The following is a 19,490-nucleotide window of genomic DNA, read 5'->3' as shown; positions in this document are numbered from 1 at the left end:
GGCTCACTCCTACAGGGATCTCCAGTGGCCACAATAGGTGTATTCGACTGGATCCCCTGTAGGAGTGAGCCTGCTCGCGATAGCCATCTAAGGTCGAGCCCAGACCTCAGGCGTCGCCCTTGATCTCCTGATACCGCTTCTCCAGTTCCTGCCGAATCTGCCGGCGCTGCTGGGCCTGGACATATCGGCGCTTGTCTTCGCTGTTCTGTGGTTGCAGCGGCGGAACAGAGGCCGGTTTGCGGTCGTCATCCACCGCCACCATGGTGAAGAAGCAGCTGTTGGTATGCCGCACCGAACGTTCACGGATGTTTTCGGTGACTACCTTGATCCCGACTTCCATCGACGTATTGCCGGTGTAGTTGACCGATGCCAGGAAGGTCACCAGCTCGCCGACGTGGATGGGTTCGCGAAAGATCACCTGGTCCACCGACAGGGTTACCACATAACGGCCGGCATAGCGGCTAGCGCAGGCGTACGCGACTTCGTCGAGGTACTTGAGCAGAGTGCCACCGTGAACATTGCCAGAGAAGTTGGCCATGTCGGGAGTCATCAATACCGTCATCGACAGTTGGGCGTTTCCGGGTTCCATAGGGTGCTCACGGTTCAAGACAGGTAATTGGGGGCGCACCTCTGCGGGTGCCTTGTCAGCTTTTTCAAACTTACAGTTATCGGGACGCCGGGCGGGTGGCTGCCGTCACGCCCAGACCGATCTGTTTCCATATATTGCACCGCCTTTCTGGCGGAAGTCGCGGTGTTACGCTCCAAAAGTCCACCCAAAGGAGCCCCACACCATGCATGCGATCAGTTTTATCCAGGATCTGGCAGTCATCATGTTGGTCGCCGGGGTGGTCACTGTGTTGTTTCATCGGCTGAAACAACCTGTGGTACTGGGCTACATTGTTGCCGGTTTTATCATCGGCCCGCACACCCCACCCTTTGGGCTCATCCACGACGAAGAAACCATCAAGACCCTCGCCGAACTCGGGGTGATCTTCCTGATGTTCTGCCTGGGCCTGGAGTTCAGCCTGCGCAAGCTGTTCAAGGTTGGCGCCACGGCATTTATCGCGGCGTTTCTGGAAATCGTGCTGATGATCTGGATCGGCTACGAAATCGGCCGCTGGTTCGACTGGAACACGATGGATTCGCTATTCCTCGGCGCGATCCTGGCGATTTCCTCGACCACGATCATCGTCAAGGCGCTCAACGACCTGAAGATGAAAAACGAGCGCTTCGCGCAGTTGATCTTCGGCGTGTTGATCGTCGAGGACATCCTCGGCATCGGCATCATCGCCTTGCTATCGAGCATTGCGGTGAGCGGTACGGTGAGCTCCGGCGAAGTCTTCTCGACGGTCGGCAAGCTGTCGCTGTTCATGATTGTCGCGCTGGTTATCGGCATTTTACTGGTGCCACGCCTGCTGGCTTACGTGGCCAAATTCGAAAGCAATGAGATGCTGTTGATTACCGTGCTGGGGCTGTGTTTCGGCTTCTGCCTGCTGGTGGTCAAGCTCGAGTACAGCATGGTGCTGGGGGCGTTCCTGATTGGCGCGATCATGGCGGAGTCGCGCCAACTGCTGAAGATCGAGCGCCTGATCGAACCGGTGCGGGATCTGTTCAGCGCTATATTTTTTGTCGCCATCGGCCTGATGCTCGACCCAATGATCCTGCTGCAATATGCCTGGCCCATCGCGGTAATCACCGTGGCGGTGGTGCTGGGCAAGATGCTGTCCTGCGGGTTGGGAGCGTTTATCGCCGGCAATGACGGACGCACTTCATTGCGAGTGGGCATGGGGCTTTCGCAGATTGGCGAGTTCTCCTTCATCATCGCAGCGCTGGGCATGACGCTGCAGGTGACCAGCAATTTCTTGTATCCGGTGGCCGTTGCCGTCTCGGTCATCACCACGCTGCTGACCCCGTATCTGATTCGCGCTGCGGACCCCCTGTCGATCAAATTGGCGGCAGTGATGCCACAGCGCCTGGGCCGAGTGCTGGGCATGTATGGCGAATGGCTGCGCAGCATTCAGCCTCAAGGTGAGGGCGCACTGCTGGCTTCAATGATCCGGCGAATTCTGCTGCAGGTCGGAGTCAACCTGGCGTTGGTGATTGCGATTTTCTTCTCAGGCGCTTTTTTTGCCGAGCGTATGTCTGCCTATCTGCAGGAATGGATCAGTGACCCAAGTTGGCAGAAGGCATTGATTTGGGGTGGGGCGTTGATCCTGTCGTTGCCATTCCTGATTGCCGCTTATCGCAAGCTCAAGGCCTTGTCGATGCTGCTGGCGGAAATGGGCGTCAAGCCGGAGATGGCGGGGCGCCACACGCAGCGGGTGCGTCGGGTGATCGCTGAAGTGATCCCCATTCTTTCACTGCTGGTGATTTTCCTGCTGCTGGCAGCCTTGTCGGCGAGTATTTTGCCCACCAACAAGTTACTGGTGCTGATCGTCGTTGTGGCTGCCGCCGTCGCGGCGCTGTTGTGGCGCTGGTTCATACGCGTTCACACGCGGATGCAGGTGGCCTTGCTCGAGACCCTGGATAATCACAAGGAATCGTCAGGCCATTGATGGCGTGGGGGCCGCTTCGCGGCCCGACGCAGGCTTCGCCAGCTGCTACAGGGCTAGCTCAGCTCTCTAGCCAGACGTCCCGCGCCCAGTGCCAAACCGATTCCCAGGTCTCTTCGGCAATCAGCTCTTCGTCGGCCTGCCAAAGCACCACGGTGCCGTCTTCTTCGACGCAGTAGTAGTCGTCACCGTCCTGGCAGATCGGAATCAGGCTGCGATCAACGCCTGCGTCCCAGGCGTTGGCGGCTACGTCCGGCAGGTAGGTGTGGGATTGCGGGTCGGTCACCGTCACCGGTTCCAGACTGCCGTAGACCACGTCGCTGACGGTCAGCAAAAATTCCCGGAAGACGAATGGGATGTCGATGAACAATTGTTCTTCGATTTCCACCAGCATGTCTTCGTCAGGCAGCTCCAAGGGGACTGGTACCGGTTCGTTGGCTTCACGCAGTTGTTCGATAATTTCTTCCACGTCCGGGATCCTCTTGCTGTTGGCGCGGTTTGGTTGGGGCGGTTTATACAGTAGCTTGCTATAGATGCAACCGCGAAATAGAAAAACCCCAGCCGAGGCTGGGGTTTTTATTACAGCATTTTTAACGCAGGAGGTGATCAGCCGTTCTGGCGGATACCGGCTACCAGCCAAGGCTGGTTCTCGCCCTGTGGACGTTCCATGTTCCAGCTTTCGCTGAACACTTCGCCCTGGTCGAAGCGCGAGGTCTTCGACACACCGCTGAAGGTCAGGGTAGCGATAGTTTTGTCCGCACGATCATCCACGCCGTCCAACTGAACATTGAGGTTATCAATGTAGGTGGACTGGAAGCCGTCGCCCAGGTCAGCACGTTCGCGCTTCAGGAACTCCAGCAGTTGTGGGGTAACGAATTCGGCAATCTTGTCCATTTCGTTGGCGTCCCAGTGCTGCTGCAGCGACTGGAAGTGGTTGCGCGCTGCTTCGATGAAATTCTTTTCATTGAACCAGGCTGGCGCGTTGATTACCGGACGAGCGGCAACGGGTGCGGCTGCACCGCCGAAGATCGAACCCATGCCAGCAGGCTTCTGCTCGAACACTTCACGCTGCATTGGCGCGCCGGCTGGAGCCAGGTGCTCCTGTTGCTTGCGACGGCGAGCGGCAATGAAACGGAAGACCAGGAAGGCGATGACCGCCATGATCAGGATGTCGAAGATTTGCATGCCCTGGAAGCCGCCGCCCATGAACATGGAGGCCAGCAGGCCACCGGCCGCGATACCGGCCAGAGGGCCGAGCCAGCGCGACGCACCGCCGGCTTTGGCAGCGGCGCCAGCGGCACCGGCCGCGCCAGCAGTGGCAGCAGCGCCACCGGCAGCAGAAGAAGGAGCCATTTGGCTGGTCTGGTGAGTCGGCGCAGCGCCGGAGCTCTTGCCGCCACCAAAGCGCTTGGCGTTGGCGTCGAGGCTCATCGTCAGGCCGATGCACAACGCCATGGCGATGCTAAGAAAACGTTTCATAAAGGGAATTCCCATTTGTGGAAGGCACGCGCGCCATGTTGCACAGCTGAAGTGTTACTGGCTAGCGGCAGAGTGTTTCGGGCTTTTGCCTGACAGGTTCCGTTCAGCTTCGTCGAGGCAGTAAGGACATGTACTTTCGGCTGTAGGAAAAGTCGATAGGTTCAGAAAGAAATGGAGCTGTGTAGGAGTGAGCCTGCTCGCGATGAGGGCGTGTCAGTCAACGTATTCGTTGACGGACAGACCGCTATCGCGAGCAGGCTCACTCCTACAGAAAAGCCATCCGGCGGGGCTTTAGATAGCTTCCAGTTTGGCGTAGCCGAGCATCAGCCACTTGCTGCCTTCGCTGAAGTTCACCTGCACCCGGGCCTGGGCGCCGGCGCCTTCGAAGTTGAGGATCACCCCGTCACCAAAGATCGAGTGACGTACTGTCTGACCCAGGCTGAAGCCGGTTTCCGGAATTTCGCTGCCGCTGAACAGGTTGCTGCCACTCATCGACTGGTTGCCGCCGAATGGCCGGCTGACACTGTTCGACAAGCGCACTTCCTGAATCAGGCCTTTCGGCACCTCACGTACGAAACGCGACACCTTGTTGTAGGTCTCGCTGCCGTACAGGCGACGGGTTTCGGCGTAGGTCATCACCAGGTTCTGCATGGCACGGGTGATGCCGACGTAGGCCAGGCGCCGTTCCTCTTCAAGGCGACCCGGTTCTTCCAGGCTCATCTTGTGCGGAAACAGGCCTTCTTCCATGCCCACCAGAAATACGTAAGGGAATTCCAGACCCTTGGCGCTGTGCAAGGTCATCAGCTGAATACTGTCTTCGTGCTCGTCGGCCTGGGTGTCCCCGGCCTCCAGCGAAGCGTGACCGAGGAATGCCGCCAGCGGCGTCAGGTCCTCGTCTTCCTCGGTATTCTCGAAGTTGCGCGCAGCGCTGACCAGTTCCTCAAGGTTTTCTACCCGCGCCTGGCCCTTTTCGCCTTTTTCCGCTTCGTGATAGGCAATCAGCCCGGACTGCTCGATAACCGTCTGCGTCATCAGGTGTAGCGGCATTTCCATGCACTTGGCGGCGAGGTTCTCGATCAGCTCGATAAAGCCCCCCAGGGCGCCAGCAGCACGGCCGGTAAGGCCCTTGTTGGCGACCAGCAGGCGCATGGCTTCCCACATCGACACGTCGCTGTGGCGGGCGTGCTCGCGGATCGCTTCGACGGTTTTCTCGCCAATGCCACGGGCTGGCACGTTAATCACCCGTTCCAGGGCCGCGTCGTTGCCACGACCTTCCAGCAACCGCAGGTAGGCCATGGCGTTCTTGATTTCCGCCCGCTCGAAGAAGCGTTGGCCGCCGTAGATGCGATACGGGATGCGCTCGCGCAGCAAAGCTTCTTCCAAAACCCGGGACTGGGCGTTGGAGCGGTACAGAATGGCGATATCGCTGCGGGCAAGGCCGGTTTTCAGCGCACTTTCGATGGTTTCGACCACATAGCGCGCTTCATCGTGTTCGTTGAACGCTGCGTAGAGGTTGATCGCCTCGCCGTCGCCGCCGTCGGTCCACAACTCTTTGCCAAGCCGCCCGGTGTTGTTGGCGATCAGGGCGTTGGCTGCCTTGAGGATACCGGCGGTGGAGCGGTAATTCTGCTCCAGGCGGATGGTCTGCGAGTCCGGGAAGTCGGAGGAATACTGATGGATGTTCTCGATTTTCGCGCCGCGCCAGCCATAAATCGACTGGTCGTCGTCGCCCACTACCATCAGGCTGTCGCCGCCCTTGCCCAGCAGGCGCAACCAGGCGTACTGCACGGCGTTGGTGTCCTGGAACTCATCCACCAGAATATGCCGGAAGCGCTTCTGGTAATGCGCCAGCAGGCCCGGGTGATCACGCCACAGGTCGAGGGCGCGCAGCAGCAATTCGGAAAAATCAATGACACCTGCGCGCAGGCATGCGGCCTCGTAGGCTTCGTAAATGCTGCGCATGGTTGCCAGAAACAAGTCGCCACTGGCCTGGATGTGCTGTGGGCGCAGGCCTTCGTCTTTCTGCCCATTGATGAACCATTGGGCTTGGCGTGCGGGCCAGCGTTGTTCGTCCAGTCCCAGCTCGCGGATTACCCGCTTGACCAGCCGCTGCTGGTCGTCGCTGTCGAGAATCTGGAAGGTCTGGCTCAGGCCGGCTTCCTGCCAATGCGCCCGCAGCAAGCGGTGCGCCAGGCCGTGGAAGGTGCCTACCCACATGCCGGCCGGGTTGATACCCATCAGCTGCTCGATGCGATGACGCATCTCGGCAGCGGCCTTGTTGGTAAAGGTCACCGACAGGATCGAGTGGGGTGAGGCGTTCTCGACCTGGATCAACCAGGCGATACGGTGCACCAGCACTCGGGTTTTACCGGAACCAGCACCGGCCAGGACCAACTGACGACCCACGGAGGCAGCTACGGCCTGGCGTTGGGCATCGTTGAGGGAGTTCAGCAGAAGGGAGAGATCATCGCGCATCGGGGCATTCTAGGGTGCGCCGTCACACCGGGCAAACCGAGCTTTGCATTAGCCGATGAAAGACGCACGGATGACGACCGGTCAGTCACTGCCTGCAGGCGGTGGCGGGCCGTGCTTCGCGGCTTTTTCGAGGGCGGCGACAAGTGCAAATTTCATCTTTTTTATAGTTTGCGACGGTTTGGTCCCGGCACTTGCTTGTGTATGCTCCGTCGACGATTCGGGCTCAAGCTCACCATTATAAGAACAAGAATATTGCCTATGACCCTCAGCATCGACCTGTCGGGCCCCTCGGTGGAGCCGCGGGTTATCCGCAGACAGTACGCCATGGAAATGGCGGTGGAGCGCACGCGTCTGCTTTATCAAGGTTCGCTGCTGCCTACCTTGTTCATGCTGATCAATGGCCTGGTCTGCGCCGGCCTGCTCTGGAGTCCACAGCGTTACTTCCTGGTCAGCGTCTGGCTGGTGTGGTTGCTCTCGCTGGTGGCGCTGCGGGTTATCCAGGTCGCGGCGTTCGATTCGGCGATTCCCAATCGCCAGGCGCATCCGGTCTGGCGCCGCATGTTCATGCTCGGGTCGGGCCTGACCGGCTTGACCCTGGCAGGTGCCGGCATTGCGTTGGTCCCGGCGGACACTTTCATCCAGCAAGCCTGGGTATTCGGCCTGATCGGCGCCGCCGCGTTGTCGGCGAGCGTGGCCTATGCCGTAAGCCTGCCGGCGTTTCTCTCCTTTACCTTGCCCTGTCTGTTGCCCGCGATCGCCTATCTGTTCTGGGGCGGTGATGAGCAAGGCCAAGGCTGGGGCTGGTTCGGCCTGATTTTGCTGGGGGCGTTGAGCGTGGTCGCCTGGCAGGTCAACCGGTTGATTGATCGAGGCCTGCTGCGCCGATTCCAGAATCAGGCACTTATCGAGCACCTGCAGCAGGCTCAAAGCATTAGCGATCAACTTAATCAGACCCTGGCCAGGGAGGTCGAGCAGCGTAGCTGTGCCGAAGCTGAACTGCGGCAAATCCAGGCCGGGCTGGAAGACCGTGTTGCCCGGCGCAGCATTGAGCTCGACCTGGCCAACCAGGCCCTCAGTAAAAGCGAAGCGCGCCTGGCGTTGGCATTAAAAGCCAGCGAGCTTGGGTTGTGGGACTGGAACCTGCAGACCGACGAAGTCCACCACACTCAGCTTCAGGAGTTATTCGGCCTGGAGCCGGAGTTCGTGACGGCGATGCTCGGACATCTCAAGCCACGATTGCACCCCGATGACCTGCCGGCGCTCAAGCGCGCGCTGGTTGAGCATCTGAAGGGTCGCAGTGATGATTATCAGATTGAATACCGCGTGCGTCACGGCGACGGTCACTGGGTTTGGATCGAAGATCGCGGGCGGGCGGTGGAGCGCGGCGAGAATGGCCGGGTGGTGCGCATGGTCGGGACTCGCCGCAATATCAGCGTCAGCAAGCACCTGGAAGCACAACAGCAACTGGCGGCGACGGTTTTCGAAGCCGCCAGCGAAGGCATTGTGATTTTCGATCCAAACTACGCCCTGATCGCAGCCAATCAGGCTTTCTGCCGTGTGACCGGCTATGAAATCGGTGACATGCTCGGCCTCAGCGTGGTCGACTTGCCGTGCAGTCGTGACGCCCGCCGGCACTACAACGCCATCCGGCAGGGACTCGAACAGCATGGCAGCTGGCAGGGCGAACTGGTGGAGACCCGTAAAAACGGCGAGCTGTATCCGCAGTGGCTGCAATTGAGTGCAGTGCGCGATAACCGGGGAAATGTGAGTCATATCGTGGGCTTCTTCGCTGATCTTTCGGCAAGGCGCGAATCCGAAGAGCGCATGCGTTTCCTTACCCACTACGACGAGCTGACTGGCCTGGCCAACCGCTCGCTATTTCGCGAACGCCTGCGTGAGGCGCATCAGCGGGTGCGTCAGGGCGGGCGGAGCCTGGCGTTGCTGCACATCAATCTGGACCGGTTCAAGTTGCTCAACGACAGCCTGGGCCACGACATTGCCGATGAGTTATTGCAGAAAATGGCCCGCCGGCTGGTAAGTGCATTGCCCGAGGCAGACACCATTGCACGTTTGTCCGGCGACGAATTTGCCGTGCTATTCGACAGTTACGCCAATCTCTCCAGCCTGGTGCGCGTGGCAACCCGGTTGTCGGCCAAGTTGCGTCTGCCGCTGAACATCGACGGGCATGAACTGGTAGTCAACGCGTCCATGGGTATCAGCATGCTGCCGGACAATGCGCGGGAAATCTCCGCGCTGGTCAGCCAGTCGAACATGGCCATGCAGCACGCCAAACACCTGGGCGGCAATAACTTCCAGTTTTACACCGAGAGTCTCCAGGCCAGCACCCTGGAGCGTTTGCAGCTGGAAAACCAGCTGCGCAAAGCGGTCGATGAGAAGCAGCTGCAGGTGTTCTACCAGCCGAAGCTCTGCCTCGCGACGGGTCGCCTGAATGCTGCAGAGGCGTTGGTGCGCTGGGACCATCCCGACAGGGGGAGGGTGTCGCCTGCGGAGTTCATTGGGCTGGCCGAGGAAACCGGGTTGATCGGTCCGATAGGCGAGTTCGTCTTGCGCCAAGCCTGCTGGCAAGCGTGCGAGTGGCAACGTCAGGGGCTCGAGCCGATCCGCGTGTCGGTGAATCTATCGGTGCATCAGCTGCGTCAGGGCAAGTTGGTCAGCCTGGTACGGCAGGTGCTGGAAGAAACCGGTCTGGCGCCTCAGTACCTTGAACTTGAACTGACCGAAAGTCAGTTGCTGGACAGCGTCGAGCACATCATTTCGACGTTCCAGCAGCTACGTGATCTGGGAGTGAAACTGGCGATCGACGACTTCGGAACCGGCTATTCGTCCCTCAGCTACCTCAAGCGCATCCCGGTGGATTACGTGAAAATCGACCAGGCGTTTATACGCGGCCTGGGGGAGGGGCAGATGGATGCGGCAATCACCCGCGCGATCATCGCCATGGCACATGGTTTGTCGTTGAAAGTGGTGGCCGAAGGAGTCGAGCGGCCAGAGCAGCTGGAGTTTTTGAAGGCTGAGCGGTGTGATGAGGTGCAGGGATACCTGGTAAGCCGGCCAATTGAGGCCGATGGGCTGGCAGACCTGCTCCGGGCGCAATGCAGCGACTGAATCTGCACCATAGCGCCTTCCCGCCGTTAACAATGACGGGAAGGTGCTATTGACGTTAGTGGGTAATCGTAATGTTTGTTATGTGGCTAATTCTTTCGTTTTTATAATAAATGCTCACACCGGTCACATCAGAGTTGCCCAGTGTTTTATACTCGACGGCTTTTTCAGTTAATACTTGCAGTGTGTTTTCATTGGAGTTTTCAAGAATCAACTCCAGTCGCAAGTGGTGGGAAGCGTCTTGCACCTGCGTCATCACAAGCTTGGGCGTAACGCCTGGGTGAGCAACGGTTACGATACCGGAAGTACGAAAAAAGCTATCACCTGGCATGCGGTTGATTTGCGCGGTCCAGTTTTTGGTTTGAATACTCATGTTGTGTAACTCCTGTAGTTAATTTGATTGCGTCCTGCTCAAATATTGTATCGGAGCCAACTTTAATTTGTGATGAGAGCCTCGATTGTAATTGTAAGGTCGAGTGTTAATTGTTTTTAATCAACAATCGAAGTTAACAACTTTGGGAATTTTAAAGGGTTTGCCGCCATCACCTTGGGACGGGTGCGCCGATACCGCAGGGCAATGCCATCACTGCTACATCGGACGCGCGCGCCTGAAAACGAGGGATTCGCTTACGGATTGAGCAGGCAAAAAGCCGATTCATGTAGTATAACTACAAGCTCGCTACATCACGGCGCCTGCCAATAACAAAGAGTCCTGACCTTTGAATCTGTTGCAACACATCGCCCAGTCACGCCACCTCTTACGCAAGTCGGAGCTCAAGGTCGCCGACCACGTGCTGCTTGACCCGGCGGCGGTGATGCACAGCTCCATGGCCGACCTGGCCCACAGCGTGGGCATCAGCGAGCCGACCATCGTGCGGTTCTGCCGTGCCATCGGCTGTTCCGGGTTCCAGGACCTGAAGCTCAAGCTGGCGCAGAGCCTTGCGGCGGGCGCGAGTTTTGGACAGTTTGCGATTCATGAAGACGATTCGGTCGCCGACTACAGCCTGAAAATCTTCGACACCACCCTGCACACCCTGATGGAGGTCCGCGAGCGGCTCGACCCGATCGAGTTGCAGCGCGCCGTGACGCTCATGTCCCAGGCCCAGCGGGTAGAGTTCTACGGCTTTGGTGCATCGGGCGCAGTGGCGGCAGATGCCCAGCATAAATTCTTTCGTTTGCTGCTGACGGCGGCAGCGTATTCCGACCCGCATATGCAGGCCATGTCGGCGGTGACCCTGAAGCCGACCGATGTCGCGATCTGCATTTCCCAATCCGGGCGTTCGAAGGACTTGCTGATCACGGCGAACCTGGTCCGTGAAAGCGGAGCTTCGCTGATCACCCTTTGCCCGAGCCAGACCCCGTTGGCGGAGTTGTCGACAGTCAACCTGGCGATCGATGTACACGAAGACACTGAAATCTATACGCCGCTGACTTCACGGATTGCTCACCTGGTGGTGATCGATGTCTTGGCGATGGGCGTAGCCATGGCGCGCGGGCCGAGCCTGGTGAACCACCTCAAGAGCGTGAAGCGCAGTTTGCGCAGCTTGCGCTTGTCGCCCAAGTCGGTAAAAGCGCTGGATGATTAAGAGCAAAAGATCGCAGCCTTCGGCAGCTCCTACGGGTGTTCACTGGCTGCGATCTTTTGATCTGCCAATATTCACATCCCTGTAACGCCCCAGCCGCCAAACCGTCATCCCCCACGCCTATCTTGAAACTCCCGTAATCGCCTTGGGAGACTCGAAATGGCCCAGCCCTACGAAGAACGCAACAGCGCCGTCAAAACCCGTCGTCAGCAGGAAGACCAGCGCCGCATGGAGTTTCGCCGCGCTATCGAAGACCGCTGCGAGCGACGTCAGTTGCTGGCCGAAATCGGCGGCTTCCCTGACGAGCTGGAACTCAACTACTGGCAGGCCGCGCCCGCAACTTCCCGTCGAAACGCTCAACCAGGGCGCTGATCTGCACGCGTTCGCTGCGGATAAACGCAAGGAATGCGTGAGCAACCGGTGACAGGCGTTTCGCCTTGGCCTGCACCAGGCACCAGCTGCGGTACAGCGGCAATTCTTCAACCGGCAGCTCGACCAGGCCGCCGGTCGCCAGCTCCAGGTTCAGGGCGTGACGCGTCAACAACGCCACGCCCAACCCTGCCAGGACACATTCGCGCTGGGCTTCGGCGGACGAGACTTCCTGGGTCTGGTTGAAGTGCACGCGTTTTTCCTTGAAGTATTCCTCGCATGCCAGGCGAGTACCGGAGCCTGATTCGCGCAGCAGCAGGGTATAAGGTTCCAGATCCTGCAAGCGCAGCGGACCCATATGGCACAGCGGATGATCCGGTGGCGCTACCGCGACGATCGGGTTGTTCAGAAACGGCAGGAATTCGAGTCCCATGTCCTGCGGCACCATGGACATGATCACCAGGTCATCGCGGTTGTCCGACAGACGCCGAATAACTTGCCCGCGATTGACCACCGTCAGCTGCAGATTCACCTCCGGGTGTTGGCGTTTGAACGCAGCAAACAAATGCGGCACGAAGTACTTGGCACTGGATTCCACCGCCAGCTTGAGCTGTCCCTGCAGCGATCCCTGCATGTCCGACAGCTGCATGTCGAGATTTTCCAGGCGGCCGAATATGTCCCGGCTGGCGCGTTGAAGTGCTTCGGCGGCTTCAGTCATGTAGAGTTTTTTGCCGACATAATCGAACAGCGGCTGCCCGATCAGCTCTTCGATCTGGCGGATCTGCAAACTCACGGCGGGCTGGGTGAGCGACATTTCCTCGGCCGCACGGCTGTAAGACCTGAGATCACAGACCTCATTGAAGATCTGCAGTTGACGCAATGTCATACGCATCAAGGACTTACGCATTTTTTAGTCGCTCTGAACCAAGGCCGATGAAACGACTATAAGTCTTTACTTATGTCTAACCCAATAATTATTCATTTTTGTTAATCCCTTGTGAGCGCTAGTGTGGGCTTGCGACCAAATTGAAACATTTGGTCACTCGTCGACCTGGTCTAGCAGGTTGTGGGCAGCACCGGCTCAAGGGAAATTCCAAGTGATAAAAAAGATCCTGATCGCCAACCGTGGTGAGATTGCCGTACGAATCGTACGTGCCTGCGCCGAGATGGGCATTCGCTCGGTCGCGATCTATTCCGACGCCGATCGGCATGCCTTGCATGTCAAGCGGGCGGACGAGGCTCACAGCATTGGTGCCGAACCATTGGCCGGCTACCTGAATGCACGCAAGCTGGTGAACCTGGCGGTAGAAACCGGCTGCGATGCACTGCACCCCGGCTACGGTTTTTTATCGGAAAACGCCGAACTGGCAGATATCTGCGCCGAGCGTGGGATCAAGTTCATCGGTCCATCGGCTGAAGTGATTCGGCGCATGGGCGACAAGACTGAAGCGCGCCGCAGCATGATCAAGGCCGGCGTACCGGTCACACCTGGCACTGAAGGCAATGTCGCGGATATCGCGGAAGCGTTGCTTGAAGGCGACCGCATCGGTTATCCGGTGATGCTCAAGGCAACCTCCGGTGGCGGTGGCCGTGGTATCCGTCGTTGCGACAGCCGTGAAGAACTCGAGCAAGCCTTCCCACGAGTCATCTCCGAAGCGACCAAGGCGTTCGGGTCGGCGGAAGTGTTTCTGGAAAAATGCATCGTCAATCCGAAACACATTGAAGCGCAGATTCTTGGCGACAGCTTCGGCAACGTCGTGCACTTGTTCGAGCGCGACTGCTCGATCCAGCGCCGCAACCAGAAGCTCATCGAAATCGCTCCGAGCCCGCAACTGACCCCGGAACAGCGCGCCTATATTGGCGACCTGTCGGTACGTGCGGCCAAGGCCGTGGGTTACGAGAACGCCGGTACCGTGGAGTTCCTGCTCGCCGAGGGCGAGGTGTACTTCATGGAGATGAACACCCGGGTCCAGGTAGAGCACACCATCACCGAAGAAATCACCGGCATCGACATCGTCCGTGAGCAGATTCGCATCGCCTCCGGCCTGCCGCTTTCGGTGAAACAGGAAGACATCCAGCACCGCGGTTTCGCGCTGCAATTCCGGATCAATGCCGAAGACCCGAAAAACAACTTCCTGCCGAGCTTCGGCAAGATCACCCGTTACTACGCGCCCGGCGGTCCCGGCGTGCGCACTGACACGGCAATCTATACCGGCTACACCATTCCGCCGTTCTACGACTCCATGTGCCTGAAACTGGTGGTGTGGGCGCTGACCTGGGAAGAAGCGATGGACCGTGGCTTGCGCGCCCTCGACGACATGCGTCTGCAAGGGGTCAAGACCACCGCCGCGTACTACCAGGAAATCCTGCGTAACCCTGAATTCCGTAGTGGCCAGTTCAATACCAGCTTCGTTGAAAGCCATCCTGAACTGACCAACTACTCGATCAAGCGCAAACCCGAAGAGCTGGCCCTGGCCATCGCCGCCGCCATCGCCGCCCACGCAGGCCTGTGAGGAATAGAACAATGAGCAACTCTCAACCTACAAAGCGTATCCACGTAACCGACACCATCCTGCGCGACGCCCACCAATCGCTGCTCGCAACCCGCATGCGCACCGAAGACATGCTGCCGATCTGCGACAAGCTCGACAAGGTCGGCTACTGGTCCCTGGAATGCTGGGGCGGCGCGACCTTTGACGCCTGCGTGCGCTTCCTGAAAGAAGACCCGTGGGAGCGCCTGCGCCAACTGCGCGCGGCGCTGCCTAACACTCGCCTGCAAATGCTCCTGCGTGGCCAGAACCTGCTGGGCTACCGCCACTACAGCGACGATGTGGTCAAAGCGTTCGTCGCCAAAGCTGCGGTCAATGGCATTGACGTGTTCCGCATCTTCGACGCGATGAACGACGTGCGGAACCTGCGCACGGCCATCGAGGCGGTAAAAGCTGCCGGCAAGCACGCCCAGGGCACCATTGCCTACACCACCAGCCCGGTACATACCATTGATGCGTTTGTGGCCCAGGCCAAGCAAATGGAAGCCATGGGTTGCGACTCGGTGGCGATCAAGGACATGGCCGGTCTGCTGACCCCGTACGCCACTGGCGAATTGGTCCGTGCGTTGAAGGCCGAGCAGTCGCTGCCGGTGTTCATCCATTCCCACGACACCGCAGGGCTGGCAACCATGTGTCAGCTCAAGGCGATCGAGAATGGCGCCGATCACATCGACACCGCGATCTCCAGCTTCGCCTCCGGCACCAGCCACCCGGGCACCGAGTCGATGGTCGCCGCCCTTAAAGGCACCGAATTCGACACCGGCTTGAATCTGGAACTGCTGCAGGAGATCGGCCTGTACTTCTATGCCGTGCGCAAGAAGTACCACCAGTTCGAAAGCGAATTCACCGCCGTCGACACCCGTGTGCAAGTCAACCAGGTGCCGGGCGGGATGATCTCCAACCTGGCCAACCAGTTGAAAGAGCAGGGCGCCCTGAACCGCATGAGCGAAGTGCTGGCAGAAATCCCGCGCGTTCGCGAAGACCTCGGTTTCCCGCCACTGGTGACCCCGACCTCGCAGATCGTTGGCACCCAGGCGTTCTTCAACGTACTGGCCGGCGAGCGCTACAAGACCATCACCAATGAAGTGAAGCTCTACCTGCAAGGCGGCTACGGCAAGGCACCGGGCACCGTGAATGAAAAACTGCGTCGCCAGGCGATCGGCAGCGAGGAAGTGATCGACGTGCGTCCGGCTGATCTGCTCAAGCCGGAAATGACCAAGCTGCGCGCTGAAATCGGTTCGGTGGCCAAGTCTGAAGAAGACGTGCTGACCTACGCCATGTTCCCGGACATCGGCCGCAAGTTCCTTGAGGAGCGCGCAGCTGGGACACTGACCCCAGAAGTGCTGCTGCCGATTCCAGAAGCCGGCGGCGTCACCTCTGCGGGCGGCGAAGGCGTGCCCACTGAGTTCGTGATCGACGTGCACGGTGAAACCTACCGAGTCGATATCACGGGTGTGGGCGTCAAGGCTGAAGGCAAGCGTCACTTCTACCTGTCCATCGACGGCATGCCCGAAGAAGTGGTGTTCGAGCCGCTCAACGAATTCGTCAGCGGCGGTAGCAGCAAGCGCAAGCAAGCCACTGCACCGGGCCACGTCAGCACCACCATGCCGGGCAACATCGTCGACGTGCTGGTCAAGGAAGGCGACACCGTCAAAGCCGGTCAGGCTGTACTGATCACCGAAGCAATGAAGATGGAAACCGAAGTCCAGGCAGCCATCGCGGGCAAAGTCACCGCCATTCACGTGGCCAAGGGCGACCGGGTCAACCCGGGCGAAATCCTGATCGAGATCGAAGGCTGAGTTAACAGCCTCGATATAACGCTTTAAACCTCGGGGGGGCATGTGCTCCCCTTTTTTTTTGTGCGCAGAATAGCTAGTGTGGGAGCAGGCTTGCCCCTCGACGGCGGCCGCAAGGGCGCCGCTGATTTACCTGCGGCACTCGGCCAGGGTTTTCACCTGCCCCGACCCCGCCTGATTCTCATCGCTCAACCAGCGCTCAAATCCCGCGCCAATCGTCGGCCATTCCGAATCCAGAATCGAATACCACGCGGTATCCCGGTTCTGACCTTTGACCACCATGTGCTGGCGGAACACTCCTTCAAAACTGAACCCCAACCGCTCCGCTGCGTACTTGGAGCGGGCGTTGCCGTTGTTGCATTTCCACTCCAGGCGTCGATAACCCAGTGCAAAGGATTCCTTGGCCAACAGATAAACCGCCTCGGTACTTTTCGGCGAGCGCTGCATCGGCGCGCCAAAGGTCACGTGGCCGATCTCTATGCGGCCTTGAGCCGCAACGATCGACATCAGACTCAGGATGCCTTGCACGTCGCCACTGGCGCGGTCGATCACGCTGAAAAAATAGGGGTCGCTGTTGGCCGCGTGGTTGTTTAGCCAGTCGTTGAACGCGCTGCGCTCCGGGAATGGACCGTACGGCAAGTAATCCCAAAGCTTCGGGTCGGCGCCGGGGCCTTGCAAGGCTTTCCACAAGCCGTCGGCGTGACGCGCCGGGTCGAGTTTTTCCAGGCGGATGAAACGACCTTCGATAGTTTGTACCGTGGGCGCCGGGACGCCTTTCCAATCCGCGAGTGAAGTCGACATGTTGTTCTCCTTGAACCTTAGATGGCTTTGCGAAACTGGATGAAACCAGGACGTTCGGCGATGCGCTCGTAGAGCTGGATCGCCGTGGCGTTGGTTTCGTGGGTCAACCAATGGACCTTGCAGCAACCGTCCGTTTTGGCAGTGGCGTAGACGAATTCGATCAGCTGGCGGCCAACGCCGGTGCCGCGGGTTTCGGGCGTCACCAGCAAGTCTTGCAGGTAGCAGGAGTTTTCGATGCTCCAGTTCGAGCGATGGTAGATGAAGTTCACCATGCCGACTGCTTTGCCCTCCACCCACGCCAAGGCCGAATGGGTCGGTTCGGTCGGGTCGAGCATGCGCTGCCAGGTGCTGTCAGTCACGACCTCGGGCAGTTCGGTATTGTAGAAACGCAGGTAGGCGTGCCATAGCGGCAGCCACGCTGTGTGATCGCCGGCGGTGACCCGGCGGATATCGATCTGGCTCATGTGAGGTTCCTTAATACATCAAGTGGGCGAGGGCCTGATCATGCGCATCGGGGCTGGCGGCAAGCCCCTCGCGCACACCGGCGATATCTGCGGTGCTGCGGTTCTGGCTGAGTTTGCGTTTGCCTTCCAGGCGCTGGATCGGCAGGGCAAACCCGACGATGGCCTTGAGCATGCCGTCGATGTAGTCGGCGGGTGCATCGGCAACTTTCCACGGTTGGGCGCGACCGGCCTCGTGCCGATCGGTCAGTGCGCTGACCAGGTTGAGCAGGCGCTCGGCGTCGGTGAATACTTGCGCCGTGCCGTAAGCGTGTACCGCGACGTAGTTCCAGGTCGGCACGACTTTGCCATGCTCGGCTTTGCTTGGATAAAACCCCGGGCTGACATACGCGTCGGCGCCAGCAAAGATCACCAGGGCTTCGGCGCCTCTCTGCAATTCTTCCCACTGTCGATTGGCTCGGGCGAAGTGGCCGTAGAGGGTGCCATTCGGACCCTGGTCCGGGCGGAACAACAGTGGCAGATGACTGGCTTGCAGGCCTTGCTCACCATGGGTAACGACCATCGCGAGGCGGGTGCCGAGTATCTGCTGCTGCAGTTGATCCAGATCTTTGATGGCAAAGCCGCTGGGGTTGTACATGGAAAAACTCCTTGGCGAATGGCTTCATCCTAGGCAGGCTATTGGTCTGTTGTAAGAGCCATTAATGACTCATTTCATAGGTCCATTGTCATGACGGATACGTCACTTTCCTTGTCGTTCAACCCTGCTGGTATCGAACTTGACCGCCGGCAGGGCCTGAGTCGTCAGCTCTACCAGGCCTTGCGCTTGCGTGTGCTCGACGGGCGACTGGCCAGTGGCACGCGATTGCCGGCCAGTCGCGATCTGGCGGCAGCATTGGCAATTTCCCGCAACAGTGTGGTGCGGGCTTACGATCAGCTGTATGCCGAAGGGTTTATCGAAGGGCGTGTCGGTGACGGAACCTATGTCGCGCAGTTACCGCACAGCGTACTCCCGGCAAAAAAACTATCCACAAAAGTGTCCACAGGGTTGTCAACAGGGTTACCCACAGGTTTATCCACAAATTGGCTCGATTTACCTGTAATTCCATCCAGTAAAGTTATCCACAGCGGGGCGCTAGGGCGCGTCGAACACAACCATTTGGCCCTTCCTCCAAGTGGTCCGCCGCGCGCATTTCGGGTGGGGGTTCCAGCGTTCGATCTGTTTCCTTTCGAGGTTTGGGCCAAGCTGAATGCGGCTTTCTGGCGAAAACCGGATCTGCAGCAATTGTGCTACGGCGATCCGGCGGGCGATGAGCGTTTACGCGTCATGATCGCCGCATACTTGCGCAGTTCGCGGGGGATGCAGTGCTCGGCTGAACAAATAGTGATCACCAGTGGCGCACAGCAGGGAATTAGCCTTTGTGCACAGCTGCTGGTAGAGCCGGGCGATGGCGTGGCGATTGAAAATCCGGGGTATCGGGCGGCGGGTCATGCGTTCGCGGTGGCCGGCGCAAAATTGCATGGCGTGGCGGTGGATAACGAGGGCATCGACTGCACCGAACTGGCCCTGCTCGGCGATTGTCGGTTGGCGTATGTCACGCCCTCGCATCAATACCCAACCGGGGTGGTGATGAGCCTGGCTCGACGTCTTGAGCTGTTGGCCTGGGCCGAACGCACTGAAGGCTGGATTGTCGAGGACGACTACGATGGTGAGTACCGTTACAGCGGCGCGCCCCTGGCACCCTTGGCGGCACTCGACCGCCAGGGGCGGGTTTTGTACGTCGGGACCTTTGGCAAAGTCGCCTTTCCGGCGCTAAGACTGGGTTATCTGGTATTGCCGCCCGGTTTGGTCCAGGCCTTCTCGCAACGCCGTGCGGTTGATGTTCGACATTCTGAAGTCAGCACCCAGGCGGTCATGGCCGAGTTCATGGCGGCCGGGCATTTCCAGCGGCACATCCGCCGCATGCGCCGCGCAGCCCTTAGTCGACGCAATACGTTGCTGGCGGGCTGGCCTCAGAACATCCCCGGCATCGGCAGCCTGCCGAGTGTCGCGGCAGGGCTGCACATGACCGTGGCCGTCGACACCCAGGCTCGCGAGCTCGAGCTGGTCGAAAAAGCCGCCAGTGTCGATGTCGAGATCAACGCCCTGAGCAGCTACTGGTTACCGGATTCGCCAACCCCTGCGGACCAGCGCGCCGGGCTGGTTCTCGGATTTGCAGCGGTGCCCGAGGCGGCGATCAGCGCCGCGCTCGGGCGGTTGCAGGCGATCTGGCGTGGATGACGCCTTGCATTGCGGTTTTGCGTT

The 19,490-nt window shown here is 59.3% G+C and carries 16 protein-coding genes; 7 read left to right on the top strand and 9 right to left on the bottom strand.

The genetic code is table 11. The features are described 5' to 3' along the window. Positions 1-106: 106 nt before the first annotated feature. Positions 107-589, bottom strand: a complete 483-nt coding sequence (locus tag ORL50_RS02465) for an acyl-CoA thioesterase (protein WP_045060843.1) — start codon at positions 587-589, stop codon at positions 107-109. A 202-nt stretch (positions 590-791) separates the two neighbouring features. Between ORL50_RS02465 and ORL50_RS02460 the strand changes: the two genes are divergently transcribed. Beyond that, positions 792-2,555 (top strand): cation:proton antiporter, encoded by a 1,764-nt coding sequence (locus tag ORL50_RS02460; protein ID WP_266009628.1) that lies wholly within the window; start codon positions 792-794, stop codon positions 2,553-2,555. Between the two features lie 58 nt (positions 2,556-2,613). On the opposite strand, the gene ORL50_RS02455 is transcribed toward ORL50_RS02460, so the two are convergent. From ORL50_RS02455 to uvrD, 3 genes are all read right to left on the bottom strand, one after another. Beyond that, complete coding sequence (locus ORL50_RS02455; protein ID WP_266009627.1) at positions 2,614-3,021, bottom strand: SMI1/KNR4 family protein; 408 nt, start codon at positions 3,019-3,021, stop codon at positions 2,614-2,616. A gap of 137 nt (positions 3,022-3,158) precedes the next feature. Beyond that, the gene (locus ORL50_RS02450) at positions 3,159-4,031 is read right to left on the bottom strand and encodes a Tim44 domain-containing protein (protein WP_266009626.1); all 873 of its coding nucleotides are present in this window, start codon (positions 4,029-4,031) and stop codon (positions 3,159-3,161) included. Between the two features lie 291 nt (positions 4,032-4,322). Further along, entirely contained in the window at positions 4,323-6,506 is a 2,184-nt protein-coding gene (gene uvrD / locus ORL50_RS02445) for a DNA helicase II (RefSeq protein WP_266009625.1), read from the bottom strand. A gap of 258 nt (positions 6,507-6,764) precedes the next feature. Between uvrD and ORL50_RS02440 the strand changes: the two genes are divergently transcribed. Next, positions 6,765-9,632 carry an EAL domain-containing protein gene (locus ORL50_RS02440; RefSeq protein ID WP_266009624.1) on the top strand — a complete coding sequence of 956 codons (2,868 nt, stop codon included), beginning with the start codon at positions 6,765-6,767 and terminating at the stop codon, positions 9,630-9,632. Positions 9,633-9,687: 55 nt separating this feature from the next. Here the strand turns inward: ORL50_RS02440 and ORL50_RS02435 are convergent, their stop codons facing one another. Then, complete coding sequence (locus ORL50_RS02435) at positions 9,688-10,002, bottom strand: hypothetical protein (RefSeq protein ID WP_266009623.1); 315 nt, start codon at positions 10,000-10,002, stop codon at positions 9,688-9,690. 346 nt (positions 10,003-10,348) lie between these two features. Here ORL50_RS02435 and hexR point away from each other — a divergent pair, with 346 nt between their 5' ends. Together hexR and ORL50_RS02425 are read left to right on the top strand one after the other, a co-directional pair. Then, positions 10,349-11,215: a transcriptional regulator HexR gene (gene hexR, locus ORL50_RS02430; RefSeq protein WP_045060837.1), complete on the top strand. Its 867-nt coding sequence runs from the start codon at positions 10,349-10,351 to the stop codon at positions 11,213-11,215. Between the two features lie 156 nt (positions 11,216-11,371). Continuing rightward, positions 11,372-11,584, top strand: a complete 213-nt coding sequence (locus ORL50_RS02425; protein ID WP_266009622.1) for a PA3496 family putative envelope integrity protein — start codon at positions 11,372-11,374, stop codon at positions 11,582-11,584. Here the strand turns inward: ORL50_RS02425 and ORL50_RS02420 are convergent. After that, a complete protein-coding gene (locus ORL50_RS02420) occupies positions 11,526-12,488 on the bottom strand; it encodes a LysR family transcriptional regulator (protein ID WP_266009621.1) in 963 nt (320 codons plus the stop codon). The genes ORL50_RS02425 and ORL50_RS02420 overlap by 59 nt on opposite strands. A 190-nt stretch (positions 12,489-12,678) precedes the next feature. Between ORL50_RS02420 and ORL50_RS02415 the strand changes: the two genes are divergently transcribed. Next, a complete protein-coding gene (locus ORL50_RS02415) occupies positions 12,679-14,094 on the top strand; it encodes an acetyl-CoA carboxylase biotin carboxylase subunit (RefSeq protein ID WP_038980544.1) in 1,416 nt (471 codons plus the stop codon). Positions 14,095-14,105: 11 nt separating this feature from the next. Continuing rightward, positions 14,106-15,929, top strand: a complete 1,824-nt coding sequence (oadA, locus tag ORL50_RS02410) for a sodium-extruding oxaloacetate decarboxylase subunit alpha (protein WP_266009620.1) — start codon at positions 14,106-14,108, stop codon at positions 15,927-15,929. A 126-nt stretch (positions 15,930-16,055) separates the two neighbouring features. Here oadA and ORL50_RS02405 read toward each other — a convergent pair whose 3' ends face one another. Genes ORL50_RS02405 through ORL50_RS02395 form a run of 3 tightly spaced genes read right to left on the bottom strand, consistent with a single transcriptional unit; the run spans position 16,056 to position 17,825 of the window. Then, the gene (locus ORL50_RS02405; protein ID WP_266009619.1) at positions 16,056-16,727 is read right to left on the bottom strand and encodes a GNAT family N-acetyltransferase; all 672 of its coding nucleotides are present in this window, start codon (positions 16,725-16,727) and stop codon (positions 16,056-16,058) included. 17 nt (positions 16,728-16,744) lie between these two features. Continuing rightward, positions 16,745-17,191, bottom strand: coding sequence for a GNAT family N-acetyltransferase (locus ORL50_RS02400; RefSeq protein ID WP_266009618.1), 447 nt, complete (start codon positions 17,189-17,191; stop codon positions 16,745-16,747). 10 nt (positions 17,192-17,201) lie between these two features. Then, positions 17,202-17,825, bottom strand: coding sequence for an FMN-binding negative transcriptional regulator (locus ORL50_RS02395; protein WP_266009617.1), 624 nt, complete (start codon positions 17,823-17,825; stop codon positions 17,202-17,204). 90 nt (positions 17,826-17,915) lie between these two features. Here ORL50_RS02395 and pdxR point away from each other — a divergent pair, with 90 nt between their 5' ends. Beyond that, a complete protein-coding gene (gene pdxR / locus ORL50_RS02390) occupies positions 17,916-19,466 on the top strand; it encodes a MocR-like pyridoxine biosynthesis transcription factor PdxR (protein ID WP_266009616.1) in 1,551 nt (516 codons plus the stop codon). Positions 19,467-19,490: the final 24 nt, after the last annotated feature.

Source organism: Pseudomonas sp. RIT-562, from assembly GCF_026241895.1.
Classification (GTDB): domain Bacteria; phylum Pseudomonadota; class Gammaproteobacteria; order Pseudomonadales; family Pseudomonadaceae; genus Aquipseudomonas; species Aquipseudomonas mandelii_F.
This window is presented reverse-complemented; position numbering and strand designations above follow the sequence as displayed.